The 13,952-nt window shown below is 72.2% G+C and carries 17 protein-coding genes; 7 read left to right on the top strand and 10 right to left on the bottom strand.

Going from position 1 to position 13,952, the window contains the following annotated elements:
* Nucleotides 1-122: 122 nt before the first annotated feature.
* The 3 genes from AOJ26_RS23050 to sigE all read right to left on the bottom strand — a co-directional run bounded on the left by AOJ26_RS23050 (nt 123) and on the right by sigE (nt 2,514).
* Nucleotides 123-551, bottom strand: a complete 429-nt coding sequence (locus AOJ26_RS23050; RefSeq protein WP_053850246.1) for a sec-independent translocase — start codon at nt 549-551, stop codon at nt 123-125.
* Between the two features lie 308 nt (nt 552-859).
* Nucleotides 860-1,819 carry an anti-sigma factor family protein gene (locus AOJ26_RS23045; protein WP_053850245.1) on the bottom strand — a complete coding sequence of 320 codons (960 nt, stop codon included), beginning with the start codon at nt 1,817-1,819 and terminating at the stop codon, nt 860-862.
* Nucleotides 1,816-2,514, bottom strand: coding sequence for an RNA polymerase sigma factor SigE (gene sigE, locus AOJ26_RS23040; protein WP_053850244.1), 699 nt, complete (start codon nt 2,512-2,514; stop codon nt 1,816-1,818). The genes AOJ26_RS23045 and sigE overlap by 4 nt, the downstream gene beginning before the upstream one ends.
* 301 nt (nt 2,515-2,815) lie before the next feature.
* Between sigE and AOJ26_RS23035 the strand changes: the two genes are divergently transcribed.
* A complete protein-coding gene (locus AOJ26_RS23035; protein WP_078960001.1) occupies nt 2,816-3,448 on the top strand; it encodes an O-methyltransferase in 633 nt (210 codons plus the stop codon).
* Between the two features lie 104 nt (nt 3,449-3,552).
* On the opposite strand, the gene AOJ26_RS42085 is transcribed toward AOJ26_RS23035, so the two are convergent.
* A complete protein-coding gene (locus tag AOJ26_RS42085) occupies nt 3,553-3,720 on the bottom strand; it encodes a DUF3117 domain-containing protein (protein WP_003966491.1) in 168 nt (55 codons plus the stop codon).
* 358 nt (nt 3,721-4,078) lie between these two features.
* Between AOJ26_RS42085 and AOJ26_RS23030 the strand changes: the two genes are divergently transcribed.
* Nucleotides 4,079-4,870 (top strand): enoyl-CoA hydratase/isomerase family protein, encoded by a 792-nt coding sequence (locus tag AOJ26_RS23030; protein WP_053850243.1) that lies wholly within the window; start codon nt 4,079-4,081, stop codon nt 4,868-4,870.
* A gap of 3 nt (nt 4,871-4,873) precedes the next feature.
* Here AOJ26_RS23030 and AOJ26_RS23025 read toward each other — a convergent pair whose 3' ends face one another.
* Both AOJ26_RS23025 and AOJ26_RS23020 read right to left on the bottom strand, forming a co-directional pair.
* The gene (locus AOJ26_RS23025) at nt 4,874-5,452 is read right to left on the bottom strand and encodes a DNA-3-methyladenine glycosylase I (RefSeq protein WP_053850242.1); all 579 of its coding nucleotides are present in this window, start codon (nt 5,450-5,452) and stop codon (nt 4,874-4,876) included.
* Nucleotides 5,449-5,808, bottom strand: a complete 360-nt coding sequence (locus AOJ26_RS23020; protein ID WP_078959999.1) for a DivIVA domain-containing protein — start codon at nt 5,806-5,808, stop codon at nt 5,449-5,451. The genes AOJ26_RS23025 and AOJ26_RS23020 overlap by 4 nt, the downstream gene beginning before the upstream one ends.
* 146 nt (nt 5,809-5,954) lie before the next feature.
* Between AOJ26_RS23020 and folP the strand changes: the two genes are divergently transcribed.
* A complete protein-coding gene (folP, locus tag AOJ26_RS23015) occupies nt 5,955-6,815 on the top strand; it encodes a dihydropteroate synthase (protein ID WP_053850240.1) in 861 nt (286 codons plus the stop codon).
* A gap of 93 nt (nt 6,816-6,908) precedes the next feature.
* Here folP and AOJ26_RS23010 read toward each other — a convergent pair whose 3' ends face one another.
* Both AOJ26_RS23010 and dapE read right to left on the bottom strand, forming a co-directional pair.
* The gene (locus AOJ26_RS23010) at nt 6,909-7,667 is read right to left on the bottom strand and encodes a TIGR00730 family Rossman fold protein (protein ID WP_053850239.1); all 759 of its coding nucleotides are present in this window, start codon (nt 7,665-7,667) and stop codon (nt 6,909-6,911) included.
* A 110-nt stretch (nt 7,668-7,777) separates the two neighbouring features.
* Entirely contained in the window at nt 7,778-8,857 is a 1,080-nt protein-coding gene (gene dapE / locus AOJ26_RS23005) for a succinyl-diaminopimelate desuccinylase (RefSeq protein WP_053850238.1), read from the bottom strand.
* A gap of 84 nt (nt 8,858-8,941) precedes the next feature.
* On the opposite strand from dapE, the gene AOJ26_RS23000 reads away from it, so the two are divergent.
* Both AOJ26_RS23000 and AOJ26_RS22995 read left to right on the top strand, forming a co-directional pair.
* A complete protein-coding gene (locus tag AOJ26_RS23000) occupies nt 8,942-9,907 on the top strand; it encodes a heavy metal transporter (protein ID WP_078959998.1) in 966 nt (321 codons plus the stop codon).
* Between the two features lie 274 nt (nt 9,908-10,181).
* Entirely contained in the window at nt 10,182-10,637 is a 456-nt protein-coding gene (locus tag AOJ26_RS22995) for a hypothetical protein (RefSeq protein WP_053850236.1), read from the top strand.
* A gap of 65 nt (nt 10,638-10,702) precedes the next feature.
* Here AOJ26_RS22995 and AOJ26_RS22990 read toward each other — a convergent pair whose 3' ends face one another.
* Nucleotides 10,703-11,797 carry a bifunctional succinyldiaminopimelate transaminase/glutamate-prephenate aminotransferase gene (locus tag AOJ26_RS22990; RefSeq protein WP_053850235.1) on the bottom strand — a complete coding sequence of 365 codons (1,095 nt, stop codon included), beginning with the start codon at nt 11,795-11,797 and terminating at the stop codon, nt 10,703-10,705.
* Between the two features lie 121 nt (nt 11,798-11,918).
* Nucleotides 11,919-12,236 carry a ferredoxin gene (gene fdxA / locus AOJ26_RS22985; protein ID WP_020136779.1) on the bottom strand — a complete coding sequence of 106 codons (318 nt, stop codon included), beginning with the start codon at nt 12,234-12,236 and terminating at the stop codon, nt 11,919-11,921.
* Between the two features lie 140 nt (nt 12,237-12,376).
* Here fdxA and AOJ26_RS22980 point away from each other — a divergent pair, with 140 nt between their 5' ends.
* Nucleotides 12,377-13,384, top strand: a complete 1,008-nt coding sequence (locus AOJ26_RS22980) for a GNAT family N-acetyltransferase (protein WP_053850234.1) — start codon at nt 12,377-12,379, stop codon at nt 13,382-13,384.
* 32 nt (nt 13,385-13,416) lie between these two features.
* On the top strand, nt 13,417-13,952 hold a 536-nt coding region (locus AOJ26_RS22975; protein ID WP_199828868.1), incomplete at its 3' end, for a transglutaminase-like domain-containing protein.

Below are 13,952 nucleotides of genomic sequence, written 5' to 3'. Positions count from 1 at the left end.
GCTTCCGGGTGTACGAGGGGGGCGGGAGGTGCGGGCGGCGTATGAAACGCGTCACGTCCGACAGGGAGAAGGCGCCCGCGAGCCGAACTGCTCGGCAGGCGCCTTCCGGTGGGGCGTACGGCTCAGGTGGCGTCCGCGTCGAAGGGCGGGCGCTCGTCCATGCCGGGCTCCTCGGCCTTCTTGGTCATGTCGATCCGGCCACCCGAGGAGGACGGGGACGGTGAGGTGTCCGTGCTGTGCACGGCGTCGGTGACCTCGGCCATCTCCTTCTTCAGGTCGAAGCCGTTGCGGATCTCCTTGAGACCCAGCTCGTCGTTGTCGAGCTGCTTGCGGATGAACGTCTTGGGGTTGAGGTCCTCGAACTCGAAGTCCTTGAACTCCGGGCCCAGCTCCTGCCGGATGTCCTGCTTGGCGCTCTCGGAGAACTCGCGGATCTTGCGCACGGTCCGCATGACGTCCTGGATGACCTTCGGGAGCTTGTCCGGACCGAAGACGAGCACGGCGAGGACAACGAGCGTGATCAGCTCGAGCGGTCCTATGTCATTGAACACCTGAAGCTCCTTGCGATGTCCTCGGTCCTCGGCCCTCGGTGGTCTGTGCGGTCTTCCGTGGTCCGGGCCGGGTCCACGGTACCTGGGGATGCCGTTCGACCGGTACCGTCCCGGGGCCTCCGAATACGCGCGGACGGGCGGTTTTCCGGGTTGTTTGCCCGGTGGACCAGGGTTCCGCGGCGTCTCTGTGAGGTTTCTGTGGATCGGTCCGCGGGGCGGGGCGCCAGGTGCGTGACGGCGTCACCGGATCGACGGCATGACGCGGTCGCGGCCCGAGGACACGGGCCGGGGAGCCGAGGAGGACGCGGTCAGCGGGTGGCGTCGGGCGGCGTGGGCGCTGACGTGGTGGAGGGGACGGGTGCGGCGAGGAGACCGGAGGCGGTGAGGTCCGGCGTGGTGGGCAGGGACGTCAGGGTGAGCGGCGGGGTGGCGCTGAGCGGACGTATGAGAGGGGACATCGCGGCGGCCCCGGCGACCACGGGTGCCGTGAGCGTGTGCAGGGCCGCCTCCTGCACCTGGGCGGGGATGCCCGGCAGCAGGGGTGCGGAGGCCGTGGTCGGGGCGACCGGGGTGTCGCCCGGCATCCGCTGTCCCTGTCCCTGGGTGAGCAGCGGACCCGTGCCGCGGCGGCGCTGGTTCTCCGGCACGACGGCTCCGGTGCCGGGCGTGCGCGCCGGGGTGACGTTGCTGCCGGCGCCACGGGCGTCGGTGTCGCCGGGCATGCCCGTGGTGACACCGCCCAGCGCGATCGCGGCCAGCGAGACCGCTCCGGCGGCGACGACCGCGAACCGCATGCCGCGCGAGGCCGAGCGGTCGGCGTCGTGGCGGCTGACGTCATGGATGCGGAAGCCCCGGCCGACGGACGGCGGGACCACCGCGGCGTGCGGGCGGGCGGGGACGTAGTCGAACTCGAAGCGCTCGCCACGTCTCACGCCGAAGGCTCCGGCGGCGGGTCGTCCCGACGGTGCTCCGAACCCTCCCCCGCCGAACGGCGAGCTGTCGCCGTCCTCCGGATCACCTCCCGGCAGCCCCTGGAGGCGGGCCAGGAAACTCTCGGAGGGCGGGGGCGGCGCGGCCTCCGCGAAGACGTTCTTCAGGCGGCGCTGGGCATCGGCCTCCGCCTTGCACTTCGGACAGGTGGCGAGGTGCGCGAGAACACGCTCACGCGTCGCATGACCGAGCTCGCCGTCCACCAGGGCGGCGAGCCGGTCTCCCAGATGCTGTTCCGCGAGGCTCCCCTCGCCGGGTTTGGGCAGTGATCCACTCACGCGGACGCGCCCCCTCCCCCCAGCGCGGGGACCCGGGGCATGAAGGAGCGGCGCTCGGCGCGGGCCTCGGGTGAGCGGTGGGCGAGGGCCTTGCGCAGCTGGGAACGGCCGCGGTGGATCCGCGAGCGGACGGTGCCGAGCTTGACGCCCAGGGTCGCGGCGATCTCCTCGTACGACAGCCCTTCGATGTCGCACAGGACGACCGCGGCGCGGAACTCCGGCGCGAGGGTGTCGAGGGCCTGCTGGACGTCCGCGTCGAAGTGGGCGTCGTTGAAGACCTGCTGGGGGGACGGCTCGCGGCTGGGCAGTCGCTCGGCCGCGTCCTCGCCGAGGGCGTCGAAGCGGATGCGCTGCTTGCGACGGACCATGTCCAGGAAGAGGTTGGTGGTGATGCGGTGCAGCCAGCCCTCGAAGGTGCCCGGGGTGTACGTGGACAGCGAGCGGAAGACGCGGACGAAGACCTCCTGCGTGAGGTCCTCGGCGTCGTGCTGGTTGCCGGTGAGGCGGTACGCGAGGCGGTAGACGCGGCCGCTGTGCGTGCTGACGATCTCCTCCCAGGTGGGCGGAGTCCACGCCTGCCCGTCCGCGTCGGTGGCGAAGGTCGCGGTCTGGGCGTAGTCGCCGGCGTGGCTGTGGTCAGCGGTGTCGTTCACGGATTTCGGCCTGCCCGCCGATCCGAGGAAGCGCCGCAGCACTCCCCCACGATCTCCCGGTGCGGCCGCACCTCCCCTGTCGGCTCTGGTTGTCTCCAGTGGAGCCCCTACCATAGCCACCTCGCCCGTTAGCTCCGGATAAGCGGTTTTACGAGAATTTGATCTGGGCTGATACCACTCGGTCCCCTGCGTCAGCAGTTGCTCGAGGGCCCGCTCGGCTTCGTGATCCAACTGTGTCCCCCCGGGTGCGTCTCCACCCCTCTAAACGCCCGGTCCCATCTGCGGGTTCCCGGCGGCAACGGATACAGTCACGCCCAGGCAACCACGGGGCAAGGAGAGGGCCATTACCGGCAACCGGCAGACGAGCTGGGCGTTCGCCGACGCCTACGTCGCCGAGGACGAAGTGCTGCGCTGGGCCCGCGACCGGGCCCGTGAGGCGGGGCTGCGCTCGGTGTCGCCCGGCGCGGGCGCGGCGCTGCGGTTGCTGGCGGCCTCGGTGGACGCCAAGGCGGTCGCCGAGATCGGCACCGGGACCGGGGTCTCCGGCATCCATCTGCTGCACGGCATGCGCCCGGACGGGGTGCTGACCACCGTCGACCCCGAGCCGGAGCACCAGCAGTTCGCCCGCCAGGCGTTCCGCGCCTGCGGTTTCGCCAGCAACCGCGCCCGGTTCATCCCGGGCCGCGCCCTGGACGTCCTGCCCCGGCTCGCCGACGCCGGCTACGACCTCGTCTTCTGCGACGGTGACCGGCAGGAGGTCATGGACTACCTCGCTGAATCGTTGCGCCTGCTGCGCCCGGGTGGCCTGGTGGTCTTCGAGGGCGTCTTCGCCAACGGCCGCACGGTGGACTCGGGGCCGCAGCCGACGGAGGTGCTGCGCCTGCGGGAGCTGCTGCGGGCCGTCCGCGAGAGCCAGGACCTGGTGCCGTCGCTGCTTCCGGTGGGCGACGGACTGCTGTGCGCGGTCAAGCGCTGAGCCGATGAGGGCCGTACGGCCATTGGGGGTACGGCCCGGGCAGAGCGCTGCCCCGGCACCTCAGGAGATGCCGGGGCAGTCGAAAGGGTATGGTCGCTTCCGCGTCAGCCGACGACCTTCTTGAGGGCGTCGCCGAGCGCGTCGGCCTCGTCAGGGGTCAGCTCGACGACGAGCCGACCGCCGCCTTCGAGCGGAACGCGCATGACGATGCCCCGCCCCTCCTTGGTCACCTCGAGCGGGCCATCACCCGTTCGCGGCTTCATGGCCGCCATGCTCGTTCCCCTTCCTGAAACCAGCTCATCGTCGTAGCCGACGGCCCTGGGAGGGCACGCGCGTCCAAGTGGGACACGCGACACCGGCATCGAACACATTGCTTCCAAGCCATTATCCCGCATCTCAGGACCCGATGACCAACATCAGTCGGCATCGCTTGGGCAACGCGCGCGAGCAAAACCACTCAATTCGGCGATGCGGCTGCGATACTCCGCCATCGCGCCGATCCCGGCCGGTCATCGGCGCCGCGGATTTGTTTGACGCAGGTCACACGTCCGGTCCGGTCGCCGGACGGCGATCTCCGCCATGCTGTCCTTCGGACATCGGATGCAGCGGACACACCGGAGGGGATACGCCATGGCCGACACCGTGCTCTACGAGGTGCACGACGGGCTCGCGACGATCACGCTGAACCGGCCGGAGGCGATGAACGCGCTGAACATCGCCACGAAGGTCGCGCTGCGGGAGGCCGTGGAGTCGGCGGCCTCGGACGACGCCGTACGGGCCGTGCTGCTGACCGCCGCCGGGGAGCGGTCCTTCTGCGTGGGGCAGGACCTCAAGGAGCACATCGGGCTGCTCGCCGACGGTTCGACGGAGGTCATGAGCACGGTCAGGGAGCACTACAACCCCGTCGTGCGGGCGCTCACGGAGATGCCCAAGCCGGTGGTGGCCGGGGTGAACGGGGTCGCGGCGGGCGCCGGCTTCGGGCTCGTGCTCGCGGCGGACTACCGGGTGGCGGCGGACACGGCCGCGTTCAACACGTCGTTCGCCGGGGTGGCGCTGACCGCGGACTCCGGGATCTCGTGGACGCTGCCGCGCGTGGTGGGGCCGGGGCGCGCCGCCGACCTGCTGCTCTTCCCGCGGACCATGTCGGCCCGGGACGCGCACGACCTGGGCATCGTGAACCGTCTCGTGCCCTCCACCGAGCTGCCCGCCGAGGCGGAGAAGGTGGCGCGGGCCCTGGCCGAGGGGCCGACGGTGGCGTACGGCGCGATCAAGGAGTCCCTCGCGTACGCGCTGTCGCACACCCTGGCGGAGACGCTGGAGAAGGAGGACGAGCTCCAGACGCGGGCCGGGGCCTCCGAGGACCACGCGATCGCCGTGCGGGCCTTCGTCAACAAGGAGACGCCCAAGTACCTGGGCCGGTAGGGCTCAGCGGTTCCTCGCGACGCAGGTCTCCAGGTGGTCGTCGACCAGTCCGCACGCCTGCATCAGCGCGTACGCCGTCGTGGGGCCCACGAAGCGCAGGCCGCGCTTCTTCAGCGCCTTGGACAGGGCCGTCGACTCCGGGGTGACCGCGGGGACGTCCGCGAGGGTCCTGGGGACCGCGTGCGTGGCCGGTGCGTGGGACCAGACCAGCTCGTCCAGCTCGCCCGGGGCCCATTCGGCCAGCACGCGCGCGTTGGCCATCGTCGCGTCGATCTTGGCGCGGTTGCGGATGATCCCCGGGTCGAGGAGCAGGCGGTCGCGGTCGGCTTCGCCGAACATGGCCACCTTGGCGATCTCGAAGCCGGCGAAGGCGGCGCGGAAGCCCTCGCGGCGCCGCAGGATGGTGATCCAGGACAGGCCGGACTGGAAGGCCTCCAGGCTGAGGCGCTCGTAGAGGGCGTCGTCGCCGTGGACCGGGCGGCCCCACTCCTCGTCGTGGTACGTCACGTAGTCCGGTGTGGACAGGGCCCAGGGGCAGCGGGCCGCACCGTCCGGGCCGACCAGGGCGGCGCCCTCGCTCACTGCTGCTCCCCGGGGCCGTGCTCCGGCTTGTGCAGGGCGACGTGGGCCGCGGCCCGGGCGCCGGCGAGCGCCGACTCCAGGTCGGCGATCCGGGCGTCCCGCTCGGCGAGCTCGGCGCCCAGGCGGCTGAGGGCGTCGTCGACGTCCGCCATGCGGTAGCCGCGGGCGGTCAGCGGGAAGCGCAGGCCGTCGATGTCCGCGCGGTTCACCGGCCGGTCCGGCGGCAGCGGGTCCTGGAGCCGCTCGGGGGTGGCGTCCGGCAGCGGGCCGTCGCTGTCGCCGCCGCCCACCACGGCGAGCGTCACCGCGGCGACCACGACGGCGAGCGCGATGACCAGGAACAAGAACATAACCATCGCTGAGGTCCCCAGGGTCCCTGCCGGTGTCCGGCCACCGGCGTCGAATGTGTCAGGGTCCGATCGTGCCATGCGAGTCTGACAGTTAGGGTCGCAGGCGGCCGCAGAGGCCGAACACACAGACGCAAGAAGTGAGGTCACAGGGGATGCTCAGGCTGGGCAGGCGTGAATTCGACGCGCACGAGCCGGTGATCATGGCGATCGTGAACCGGACCCCCGACTCCTTCTACGACCAGGGCGCGACGTTCCTCGACGAGCCCGCCCTCGCGCGCGTGGAGCAGGCGGTGGCCGAGGGGGCCGCCATCATCGACGTCGGCGGGGTCAAGGCCGGGCCGGGCGAAGAGGTGTCCGCGGCGGAGGAGGCCCGGCGGACCGTCGGTTTCGTGGCCGAGGTGCGGCGGCGCTTCCCCGACGTGGTGATCAGCGTCGACACCTGGCGGGCGTCCGTCGGCGAGGCGGTGTGCGAGGCGGGGGCCGATCTGCTGAACGACGCGTGGGGCGGGGTCGACCCGGCACTGGCCGAGGTCGCCGCGCGGTACAAGGTGGGCCTCGTGTGCACGCACGCCGGGGGCGCCGAGCCGCGGACCCGGCCGCACCGGGTGACGTACGACGACGTCATGGCCGACATCCTGCGGGTGACCGTGGGGCTGGCCGAGCGGGCGGTCGCGCTGGGGGTGCCCCGGGAGTCGGTGCTGATCGATCCCGGGCACGACTTCGGGAAGAACACGCGGCACAGCCTGGAGGCGACCCGGCGGCTCGGGGAGATGGTCGAGACGGGGTGGCCGGTGCTGGTGTCGTTGTCCAACAAGGACTTCGTGGGCGAGACCCTGGACAAGCCGGTGAAGGAGCGGGTGGTGGGGACGCTGGCGACCACCGCGGTGTCGGCGTGGCTGGGGGCCCAGGTGTACCGGGTGCACGAGGTCGGCGAGACCCGGCAGGTGCTGGACATGGTGGCGTCGATCGCCGGGCACCGGCCGCCTGCGGTGGCCCGCCGGGGGCTGGCGTAGGGGGTTCCACGCCCCCGCCGCCCCCTCAGACGCCTGCTCCTGGAACGCCGGAGGGGCTGAATCACCCCTCCGGCGTTCCGGGTCCCGCAGGGACTACCGCCCCGCCTCCTTGGACACCAGCGCCACCGCCTCGTCCACGTCGTCCGTCACGTGGAACAGGAGCAGGTCCTTCTCCGACGCCTTGCCCTGGGCGACCAGCGTGTTGGTGAGCCAGTCGACCAGGCCGCCCCAGTACTCGGTGCCGAAGAGGACGATCGGGAAGCGGGTTACCTTCTGGGTCTGGACGAGGGTCAGCGCCTCGAAGAGCTCGTCGAGGGTGCCGAGGCCGCCCGGCAGGACCACGAACCCCTGCGCGTACTTCACGAACATCATCTTGCGGACGAAGAAGTAGCGGAAGTTGAGACCGATGTCGACGTAGGGGTTGAGCCCCTGCTCGAACGGGAGCTCGATGCCGAGGCCCACCGATGTGCCCTTGGCCTCGCAGGCACCCTTGTTCGCCGCCTCCATGGCGCCCGGGCCGCCGCCGGTGATGACCGCGAAGCCGGCCTCCACCAGACCTCGCCCCAGCCGCACGCCCGCCTCGTACTCCGGGGAGTCCGCCGGTGTGCGTGCCGAGCCGAACACGCTGATCGCGGGCGGGAGTTCGGCGAGGGTGCCGAAGCCCTCGATGAACTCCGACTGGATGCGCAGCACGCGCCAGGGGTCGGTGTGGACCCAGTCCGAGGGACCGCCCGCGTCCAGCAGGCGCTGGTCGGTCGTGCTCGCCGTGACCTGTCCCCGCCTGCGGAGGACAGGTCCCAGGCGCTGCTCCTCCGGCGGCTGCTTCTTGCCCTCGGGGTTCCCGGTAGCCATGTGCGCTCCCTCCGCTTGCCTGGTTCTTCCGTCTCAGCGTAGATCTACGCGGGTTACGGAGGGGGGACGTACGCATGTCCGCCATGAAGCGCCGCCGGCACACCGCCCTGTCACGACGTCAGCCAGGCCCTCAGCTTCTGCTCGGCCTCCGGGATCAGCGACGCCTTCACCCGCTCGTCCACCTTGTGCGCGAGCAGGGGCTGACCTGGGCTGTAGTTCACCGCGGGCACGCCCAGCGCGCTGAAGCGGGACACGTCCGTCCAGCCGAACTTGGGGCGGGCCACGCCTCCGACCGCGGCCATGAAGGCCTGGGCGACGGGATGGGTCAGCCCGGGGCGGGCGCCGCCGGTGTGGTCGTCGACGGTGAACTCGTCGACCCCGCAGTCCGCGAAGAAGTCCCGGACGAAGGCCTCCGCCTCGGCCTCGCTGCGGTCCGGGGCGTAACGGAAGTTGACCGTCAGCGTGCAGGAGTCGGGGATGACGTTGGTCGCCACTCCGCCCTCCACCCGCACGGCGTTGAGACCCTCGTGGAACTCCAGCCCGTCCACCACGGGCTTGCGCGGCTTGTAGGCCGCCAGCTTGGCGAGGGCGGGTGCGGCCTTGTGGATCGCGTTGGACCCCATCCACGCGCGCGCGGAGTGCGCCCGCTCCCCCTTGAACGTCAGCAGGACCCGCAGGGTTCCCTGGCAGCCGCCCTCGACCTGGTTGTCCGTCGGCTCCAGGAGGACCGCGAAGTCGCCCTCCAGCCAGTCGGGGTGGGCCTCGGCCACATGTCCCAGGCCGTTGAGGTGGGCGGCGACCTCTTCGTTGTCGTAGAAGATGAAGGTGAGGTCGCGGTTGGGTTCCGGGACCGTCGCCGCGATCCGCAGCTGGACCGCGACCCCGGACTTCATGTCGCAGGTGCCGCAGCCCCACAGGTAGCCCTCGTCGTCGAGGCGGGAGGGGACGTTGCCCGCGATGGGGACGGTGTCGATGTGGCCGGCGAGGATGACGCGTTCCGGACGGCCGAGGTTCGTGCGGGCGACGACGTTGTTGCCGTGGCGGTCGACCGTCAGGTGCGGCAGGGCGCGCAGGGCGGTCTCGATCGCGTCCGCGAGGGGCTTCTCGGTGCCGCTCTCGGAGGGGAAGTCGACGAGCTGCGCGGTGAGCCGGGCTGCGTCCAGCGAAAGGTCAAGGGGGGTGTCGGCCATGCTCCCGACCCTAACGCCCCCGCTCCGCGCACTCACTGTCCCGTCCGTCTCGGACGTCTCAGTACTCTCCAGTATCTTGTCCGGATGCCAGAGCCGTTGCCCCCTACTCGCAAGCGCCGTGGCCGTCTCCTCCGCTTCGGGGCGGCCCTCGTGGTCCTGTGCGCGGTCGCCGGTTACCTCGTGGTGCAGTACGTCACCGGAGGCACCGACGGGCCGACCTGCCGGGTCGTGTCCGGCAGGGCGGGCGGACCGTCGTACGAGTTCACGCCCGAGCAGGCGGTGAACGCGGCGACGATCACCGCCGTCGGCACCGGGCGCGGGCTGCCGGAGCGGGCCGTGACCATCGCGCTCGCCACCGCCCTCCAGGAGTCGGGGCTGCGCAACATCTCGCACGGCGACCGTGACTCCCTCGGCCTGTTCCAGCAGCGGCCCTCGCAGGGCTGGGGCACCCCGGAGGAGATCCTGGACCCGACGTACGCGGCGGGTGAGTTCTACAAGCACCTGGTCAAGGTGCGGGGCTACCAGGACCTTCCGCTGACCGTCGCCGCCCAGCGCGTGCAGCGCAGCGGCTATCCGGAGGCGTACGCCAAGCACGAGCCGGACGCCCGGCTGCTGGCCGCCGCCCTCACCGGCGTCTCCGCGGCCACCCTCACCTGTGACGGCCGCCAGGAGAGCGGCGGGGCCGCGCAGGCCGCCGCCACCGGCCCGGACGCGGTGCGCTCGGCCCTCGTCCGGGACTTCGGGCGCGACGCGCTGGAGACGGCCGCCGCCGAGGTGGGCGGCAAGGCCGAGCCCAGTCCGGCGCCCACCGCGGACGCGCGCACCGTGACCCTGCCCGTGCGCGCGGACACCGGCCCGGGTGCCCGCCGCGGTCTCACCGAGCGCGGCTGGCAGCTCGCCCACTGGGCGGTCGCCAACGCCTCGGCGCTGCGCATCGAGCGGGTCACGTACGCCGGGCGGCAGTGGACGGCCGGGAGCACCGCCAGCGAGTGGCGTGCGACGGACGGCAAGGGCGGTACCGACGCGGTGCGGATACTGACGGCACGGTAGTTCGGAAGATCCCCTGGGAGGGTCACGTCCGGCCGTCGCCGCGGCGGGTGTGCGCAGGTTTTCGTGACCTCACCCCCGTGACCGCGAAATCCCTTGCGGACAAAGGGCTGCGGGCATTCGAAGGACTTTCGGACCGGAAGGTTTTTGCCCGTTTTTATCCGCAGGTGATAATGCGACGCATTACCAACTCTTTACGTTGCGCGTCCGCAACCTTCGTCGGCTTCGAGCGGTAGTCACGGCGTCCTAGCAACGTTTCCTCCGTCGAAGGAGCAACATGTCCCTCCCCCTGACCCGCAGGATCGCCCGTGCCGCGCTGCTCGTCGCTGCGGGAGCGGCCGCCGGGGTCGGTGCGGCCGGCTCCGCCAGTGCGGCCCCCGCCGCGCTGCCCGCCACCCCGAACCTCGGCGGGCTGACCGCTCTGGACGGGGCGCACGTCGGCAACACGGTGGACGGCGCGACGCAGAACCTGACCGGGACCGCGGGCAAGACCGGCGGCAAGGCCGTCGAGAAGGCCGTGCCGTCCGCCGGCAAGGCCGGCGGCAAGGCCGTGAAGAAGGCGGCGCCGGTGGCGCAGAAGGCGGCGGGCGACGCCGCGGGCTCCGCCGGGGGCGTCCTCGGCGACACGACGTCCACGGCGACGAAGGGCGGCCTGCCGACCGACTCCCTCGCCAAGGGCGGCGGCCTGCCCTCGGCGGACACCCTGCCGGTGAAGAGCCTCCCGCTCGGCTAGTACCCCGCGCACAAGGCGAAGGGGCCCAGGGATTCCCTGGGCCCCTTCCGCGCGTCCCGGGCGCGTCACGCCAGTCGTTCGACCGCCGCGCGCACCCGCTCGTCCGTCGCCGTCAGCGCGACCCGTACGAACCTCTCGCCCGCCGTGCCGTAGAAGTCGCCCGGGGCCACCAGGATGCCGAGGTCGGCCAGGTGCCCGACCGTCGCCCAGCAGGACTCGTCCCTGGTCGCCCACAGGTAGAGGCTGGCCTCGCTGTGCTCGATGCGGAAGCCGTGGTCCAGGAGGGCCTGGCGCAGCAGCGTCCTGCGGGCCGCGTAGCGCTCGCGCTGTTCGCGCACGTGGGTGTCGTCGCCCAGGGCCGCCACCACCGCGGCCTGGGTGGGCGCCGAGGTCATCATGCCGCCGTGCTTGCGGATCTCCAGGAGGGGCGCCAGGACGGCCGGGTCGCCCGCGAGGAAGGCCGCCCGGTAGCCGGCGAGGTTGGACCGCTTCGACAGCGAGTGGACGGCCACGATGCCGTCGTAGGAGCCGCCGTTGACGTCCGGGTGCAGGACCGAGACCGGGTCGGCCTCCCAGCCCAGCTCCAGATAGCACTCGTCGGAGAAGACCAGGACGCCGTGCGACCGGGCCCAGGCGACGATCCTCGTCAGCTCGTCCTTGGAGAGCACCTTGCCGGTGGGGTTGGAGGGGGAGTTGAGCCACAGGAGCTTCAGGCCCGCCGGGTCCAGCTCGGTGGGGTCGTCGTAGACCTCGTGGTCCGCGCGGGCCAGGCGCGCGCCGACCTCGTACGTCGGGTAGGCGAGCCGCGGGAAGGCGACCCGGTCGCCCGGGCCGAGGCCGAGCTGGGTGGGAAGCCAGGCGACGAGTTCCTTGGAGCCGACGATCGGCAGGACGTGGCGGTGGGTGACCTCGCGGGCGCCCAGGCGCCGCTCGACCCAGCCGGTGAGCGCGTCGCGCAGGGCCGGGGTGCCCCACACCGTCGGGTAGCCCGGGGAGTCCGCCGCGTCGATCAGGGCCTTCTGGACGAGATCGGGGACCGGGTCGACCGGGGTGCCGACGGAGAGGTCGACGATGCCGCCGGGGTGCTCGAGAGCCGTCTGCTTGTACGGCTCCAGTCGGTCCCAGGGGAAGGCGGGGAGGCGGTCGGAGACTGCGGACACGGCTGTGGCGCTCACTTTCGGGTCGTACGGCAAACGCCTCGGTCCCGTACGGCCGCGCTCGGAGGCGATCAGGCCGTACGGGACCGAGGCGGCACGAGGTGCGGGCCGCTGATGCGGATGACTATGCCTGCGGCGGCAGCGCGGCGATGAACGGGTGGTCCCGCTCGATCAGACCCAGCTTGCTGGCGCCGCCGGGCGAGCCGAGATCGTCGAAGAACTCGACGTTCGCCTTGTAGTAGTCCTTCCACTCGTCCGGGGTGTCGTCCTCGTAGAAGATCGCCTCGACCGGGCAGACCGGCTCACAGGCACCACAGTCGACGCATTCGTCCGGGTGGATGTACAAGGACCGGGAGCCCTCGTAGATGCAGTCGACCGGGCACTCCTCGATGCAGGCCTTGTCCTTCACGTCGACACAAGGCTGCGCGATGACGTAGGTCACGCTGTCGTTCCTCCTCCATAGGGCGCTGGCGGGCCTCCTCAGGCTCCGCCGCCTGGCGCGCGGGAGCGCGGCGTCGTCGATGCCCGCCCCTAGTATCTCCGTTCTTGGGCATGATCCGAACAGGAGGGGTGAACTGACCTGTGGAAATCTCCGCCGCGGGACGCCTCGTCGTCCGTATCTCCGCAGCTGACGTGGGCAAACGGGTATCCGTGCGGTGCCTGGACGACACCGGTGGCGCCGGGGAGAAGTTCACCGACACGGTGGGTGTTCTCACATCATGGGACGACGGTGTGCTGATGATCACGCGCCGGGACGGCGAGAGCGTCCGCATCGCGGAATCCACGCTGGTCGCGGGCAAGGTCGTCCCCGCCGGGCCCGCCCGCCGCCGGGGCCCGGCCGCCTCCTACGAGGAGCTGGCCCGGATCACCGCGCGCGGCTGGCGGCCCGTCGAGAGCGAGTGGCTCGGCGAGTGGGAACTGCGCGCCGCCTCCGGGTTCACCCGCCGCGCCAACTCGGTCCTTCCGCTCGGGGACCCCGGCCTGCCGCTCGACGAGGCCCTGACCGCCGTACGGCGGTGGTACGCCGACCGCGGTCTGCCGGCGTACGTCCAGACCGCGACCGGCGCCGCCGGCACCCAGGAGGTGCTGTGCGCGGAGCTGGAGGCGCGCGGGTGGACGCGGGAGGTGACGGCCGAGCTGTGGATCGGGGCACTGGCACCGGTCGCGGACCGGCCGTCGGACGAGTCCGTGGTCCTGTCCCGGGAGGCCGGCGCGGACTGGCTGGCGCGGTACCAGCGCAAGGGGGTGAGCGACGTGGCACTTCGCGTGCTCGGGAGCGGGCCGTCGGTGTGGTTCGCCACCGTCCCGGGCGAGGACGCTCCGGCCGCCATCGGGCGCTGTGTCGTGGACGGCCGGTGGGCCGGGTTCGCGGCGGTCGAGGTGGATCCCGCGCTACGGCGCCGGGGGCTGGCCTCGACCGTGATGGCGGCTCTGGCCCGGCGGGCCCTCGACGAGGGGGCGTCGGCGGCGTGGCTCCAGGTCGAGTCGGACAACGCCGGTGCGCGGGCCCTGTACGAGCGGATGGGGTTCGCCCCGCACCACGCCTACCACCACTACCGCGAGCCGGGCTCCTCCGGCGGGGCGCGGTAGTAGCGATCGCCGCGAAAGGGCACGAGCCAGCTATGCGTCCCCCGTTTCCCCCACCGCCCGAACGTTCCGCCGAGCTGCGCAGGCGGTTCGCCGAAGAGGCGCGGTCCGAGCGGCCCGACTTGTCCGCGCTGTGCCTGCTCGTGGGCGCGCAGGCGGACGGGGCGCTCGACGAGGCCGGCATCGACGCCGCCCAGATCGAACTCGACGCGCTGGCCGGGCGGTTGCCGTTCCGGCCGGGCGGACCGCGCTCGTGGGCGGTGGCGCTGCGGGAGCTGCTGGGCGACCGGTGCGGGTTCCGCGGCTCCGCCGGGGACTACCAGCGACTGGAGTCGTCGTTGCTGCACGAGGTGCTGGTGCGGCGGCGCGGGCTGCCGATCCTGCTGTCGGTGGTGTGGATGGAGGTGGCCCGGCGGGCGGGGGCTCCCGTGCACGGGGTCGCCCTGCCGGGGCACTTCGTCGTGGGGTTCGGGCCGCCGGAGGAGCAGGTGCTGGCCGATCCCTTCGACGGGGGGCGGGTGTTGGGCGGGGGAGACGCGGAGGTGCTGGTCGCCGGGGCGACCAGCACCTC

Origin of the sequence: Streptomyces sp. NRRL B-24085, from assembly GCF_001282115.1 — a bacterium.
Lineage (GTDB): Bacteria > Actinomycetota > Actinomycetes > Streptomycetales > Streptomycetaceae > Streptomyces.
Note: the sequence above shows the minus strand (reverse complement) of the source record. Positions and strands in the feature narration are given on the sequence as shown.

Excerpts from the sequence above, each read along its gene's own strand:
- AOJ26_RS23030 (WP_053850243.1), top strand. The coding sequence starts at position 4,079 with ATGGCCGACACCGTGCTCTACGAGGTGCACGACGGGCTCGCGACGATC.
- AOJ26_RS42085 (WP_003966491.1), bottom strand. The coding sequence starts at position 3,720 with ATGGCGGCCATGAAGCCGCGAACGGGTGATGGCCCGCTCGAGGTGACC.
- AOJ26_RS23010 (WP_053850239.1), bottom strand. The coding sequence starts at position 7,667 with ATGGCTACCGGGAACCCCGAGGGCAAGAAGCAGCCGCCGGAGGAGCAG.
- dapE (WP_053850238.1), bottom strand. The coding sequence starts at position 8,857 with ATGGCCGACACCCCCCTTGACCTTTCGCTGGACGCAGCCCGGCTCACC.
- folP (WP_053850240.1), top strand. The coding sequence starts at position 5,955 with ATGCTCAGGCTGGGCAGGCGTGAATTCGACGCGCACGAGCCGGTGATC.
- AOJ26_RS23000 (WP_078959998.1), top strand. The coding sequence starts at position 8,942 with ATGCCAGAGCCGTTGCCCCCTACTCGCAAGCGCCGTGGCCGTCTCCTC.
- AOJ26_RS22995 (WP_053850236.1), top strand. The coding sequence starts at position 10,182 with ATGTCCCTCCCCCTGACCCGCAGGATCGCCCGTGCCGCGCTGCTCGTC.
- AOJ26_RS23020 (WP_078959999.1), bottom strand. The coding sequence starts at position 5,808 with ATGGTTATGTTCTTGTTCCTGGTCATCGCGCTCGCCGTCGTGGTCGCC.